A 3,527-nucleotide genomic window follows, 5' to 3' on the forward strand; every position below is an offset into this window, starting at 1 on the left:
TAGCAGATAATTCGCTTACAGGTATATCTGTGATTTGGTCTAAAATCAAATTCCCAAGATAGCCATATTGGGGATTATTTTTTAGTAGCAAAAGTTCAGCAAATACATAAAATCTTCTAGTACCTCTTCTGTATTCAGGAGGATTATCTTCAGTTCTAATTTGTTCTGGTTCGGGTAGTATATGACCGATTATTTTTCCTTGTTCATAATACTTGGCTTGAATAGAAAGTCCTAATAATCTATCCATCGCCCAGAAAGGAAAATATTTAAATGGTCCAAACAAAATCATTGCATCTCTAATATCTGCTAAAGTTGCTTGTACTATTTCATTTTTCTATACTTTTTTATCAAAGTTTTCTGTATGACGTCCGTCTTGATCTTTTCTTCCCCTAAAAATGCACAAAGGATCGAATTTATTATGCAAAGGAGCTATGGGTATTTCAACTATATAATTAGGTGTTCCATATAAATTTTGATTTCCTGTACTGACTCCACAACTGTGCATTTCATCTACATTAGATATTGATTGCCAAGGAGATTTTAAACTACTTTCATCACCATATTTGAGATTTTTTTTTCTTAGTCTTCAAACCCAATTATCAGGAAATTTGGTAAAATATTGTCTGGTTATTTCTGCAATGTCTGGATGCAAAAATTCATCACAATTTATTGTTAAAACATATTTTTTTGAAGCATTCATCAGACCAGTCATTCTTTGAATTACTTCGCCACGAAATGAGCTATTTATTTGTTGAACTCGCGGGTTGCTAATGGGAAGTTTTTTCATTCCTAGAGGATGAACTAATATTAATTCTACATCTCCTTTGATTTTTAACAGACCTTCGATCCAATAGTTAGGAAGTCCTTCTCTTGTAGGGACTACAATTGATAATATTCCTTGGTTCATTTCAGTTATCAGTTATCAGTACTTATGCCTGAAGTCGGAGGTAAGAAAATCCGAAATTTTCTTTTTTATCCCTTTGAAAGGGTGGAAGGCTTGAGACCTTATCTATTGGTGATACTTATGTGTATGTGTTAAGGGTTTTAAGTGCATTTTAACAAGTTTGTTGAGCGTCAGTCAATAATTTAATTTTTGAGTAGTGTTATTTATATTTTTTAGTAGGGAATAAATGGAATTTTATATAATTTTTTTTCAAAGTCTTTCTAACCATTTTTATCATGCTAAATCAATTAATGATTATAGAGATTTATAAGCATCTAAAACTTCTGTTTTTAATTCTTCCCCTATTCTGGCTTCCCCCAGTCTTTTCTACTGTTCAAATAATTCTATATCTTCCCTGGTAAGAGGCTTTTGGTGTTTAGGATATCTACTAATTATCTCAACTTCCTGAAGATATTTTTTCCCCATATTTTGGCTTATCTGTAAAGAATAGTGATATATATGACTATCAGTAGTAAGATGAATATGAAAATAATTTTTTCCTTTTCCAATAGCTTCTAAGCTGTTAAGCATCTAAATTGGTTATTGTGGCTGATGGGGAGATGGGAAGATAGGGAGATTAGGGGAGGGTTTGACGGTTTCTTTCCTAGTTTGCTAATACCCAGTTTAAATGCGTCTTAACTTATTAACCTTTTAATACTCCTTTTAAGTAACTAGACAAAATTAATTGTATATTCTGTGCCAAAGTTTTTCAGGATATTTTCTACAGCATTAACCAAGGAAGAATAATCCTCATAAGCATCTACATCTAACCACTGATATTTGAGAAAACCCCAGAAGATTTCGATCATATTCAAATGAGGAGAATAAGTTGGTAAGAATAAAATCTCTAGCCCTTTTTCTGCCCACTCATGTTCTCGATCCCAGAAACGGTTATTCTGATGTATCGGAGAATTATCCACAACTAAAACTGTTTTTTTTTGTCATATTCTCACTAAATTGATCTATGGAAGCTATGACCACATCAGTGTTAATACTTTCTGGAAAAATACAGGCTTCAAGTTCATTATCTCTTGTGAGAAAACCCCAGACATTTAATCTTTTACTTTGTTGACTTTTGAGAGTGATTTTTGGGTATTTTTCCTGCCCAGGATAGGGGACATAAGGAGTTAAATAAAAGCCGCTTTCATCAAAATATCTGAGTTCTATTTCCCCAGAATCTTCCGGTTTTTTTTAATGCTTCTAATTGTTTGACTTTTCGATGGTAAACATGCTCTATTGGACTTTCAGCAAGTCCTTTTCGCACTCTAAACCATCCCATTGAGAATGATTTAATAATTCTTTTGATGGTCTTTTTGCTAACATCTACTCCCCAGGCTGGCCTAATCTTTGATTGTGTTTTACCTAGGTGTTTCGGTTCGAGTTTCACCCACTCCTTAATTTGTGATTCCTGTGATGGTGAAAATCCCTTTTTTCTCCCCCGACCAGGACGATTTTTAAATCCGGCAAAATTTGATTCTTCCCAAGCATTTAACCAGTTATATATTGTATTACGGCTCACTTTAAAGATGGCAATTAATTGTGAGATTTTGTATCCTTTATAGCTTAATATAATGCAATGACTTCTCTGCCTAACCTGAAAATACTTACTCTGAGAGTAGATTTTTTCTAGAAGTTTCAAGGTCTCGGGTGTTATTCCTTTTATATATCTCATAACTATTGCCTTGCTTGTTTTTATCTAAAGTTTAGGCAGTCTATTAATTTCTCAGCTTAACTAATTTCTGATCTTTGATAAAATATACGATTAATTTTGTCCAATTACTTATGTCGATTAATTTCTGTTCCTACTCTACTTTGAACACAACCTTCAATCAAAGCTTTATCTTGCCAGTCTGTCAAATTCTAGCTCTGGCAATTCTTGAACTTTCACCACCTTCTATATGGTATCTAGAAAAATAGTATTAGCTCACCTTTCATTCCCAGATAACCGTCGATTAATAGAAGAAATTATCCTCACAGGTATATCGGCAAATTGAGCTAAAATCAAATTCCAGAGATAGCCATATTGGGGATTATTTTTCAGTAACAAAAGTTCGGCAAATACATAAAATCTTTTAGTTCTTCTATATTCAGGAGGATTATCTTCTATCCTAATTTGTTCTGGTTGGGGCAGTATATGACCGATTATTTTTCCTTGTTCATAATACTTTGCTTGAACAGAAAGTCCAAGTAATCTATCTAAACACCAGAAAGGAAAATATTTGAAGGGTCCAGATAAAATCATAGCATCTCTAATATCCGCTAAAGTTGCTTGTACTATTTCATTTTTCCATACCTTTTTATCAAAGTTTTCTGTATGACGTCCGTGATGATCTTTTCTTCCCCTCAACATACACAAAGGATCGAATTTATTATGCAAGGGAGCTATCGGTATTTCTTGCATATCATTTGGTTGTCTCTGTAAATTTTTATCCCTTGTACTTCCAAAAATCTCCATTTAATTAATATTAGGTATTGCTTCCCAAGGAGATTTTAAACTAGCCTCATCACCGTATTTTAGTTTTTTTACATCAAGCCTTAAAACCCAACTATCGGGGAATTTTGTAAAATATTGTTTGGTTACTTC

Annotated in this window: 5 protein-coding genes and 2 pseudogenes; all 7 read right to left on the bottom strand. The window is 33.1% G+C overall.

Features of this window, described 5'->3' with window-relative positions:
- A pseudogene (locus F6K22_RS35960) lies at window positions 1–283 on the bottom strand (hypothetical protein); the annotation flags it as partial.
- A gap of 51 nt (window positions 284–334) precedes the next feature.
- Complete coding sequence (locus tag F6K22_RS35965; protein WP_293109395.1) at window positions 335–505, bottom strand: hypothetical protein; 171 nt, start codon at window positions 503–505, stop codon at window positions 335–337.
- Between the two features lie 81 nt (window positions 506–586).
- Window positions 587–907 carry a hypothetical protein gene (locus tag F6K22_RS35970; RefSeq protein ID WP_293109397.1) on the bottom strand — a complete coding sequence of 107 codons (321 nt, stop codon included), beginning with the start codon at window positions 905–907 and terminating at the stop codon, window positions 587–589.
- Between the two features lie 363 nt (window positions 908–1,270).
- The gene (locus F6K22_RS35975; protein ID WP_293109399.1) at window positions 1,271–1,474 is read right to left on the bottom strand and encodes a hypothetical protein; all 204 of its coding nucleotides are present in this window, start codon (window positions 1,472–1,474) and stop codon (window positions 1,271–1,273) included.
- Between the two features lie 140 nt (window positions 1,475–1,614).
- Window positions 1,615–2,110, bottom strand: a pseudogene (locus F6K22_RS42720) (IS630 family transposase).
- Window positions 2,091–2,615 (bottom strand): helix-turn-helix domain-containing protein, encoded by a 525-nt coding sequence (locus F6K22_RS35985; protein WP_293109401.1) that lies wholly within the window; start codon window positions 2,613–2,615, stop codon window positions 2,091–2,093. Before F6K22_RS35985 ends, F6K22_RS42720 begins: the two are co-directional and overlap by 20 nt.
- Window positions 2,616–2,867: 252 nt before the next feature.
- Window positions 2,868–3,398, bottom strand: a complete 531-nt coding sequence (locus F6K22_RS35990; protein WP_293109403.1) for a hypothetical protein — start codon at window positions 3,396–3,398, stop codon at window positions 2,868–2,870.
- Window positions 3,399–3,527: the final 129 nt, after the last annotated feature.

This window comes from Okeania sp. SIO2F4, from assembly GCF_010672385.1.
In the GTDB taxonomy this organism is placed as follows: Bacteria; Cyanobacteriota; Cyanobacteriia; order Cyanobacteriales; family Microcoleaceae; genus Trichodesmium.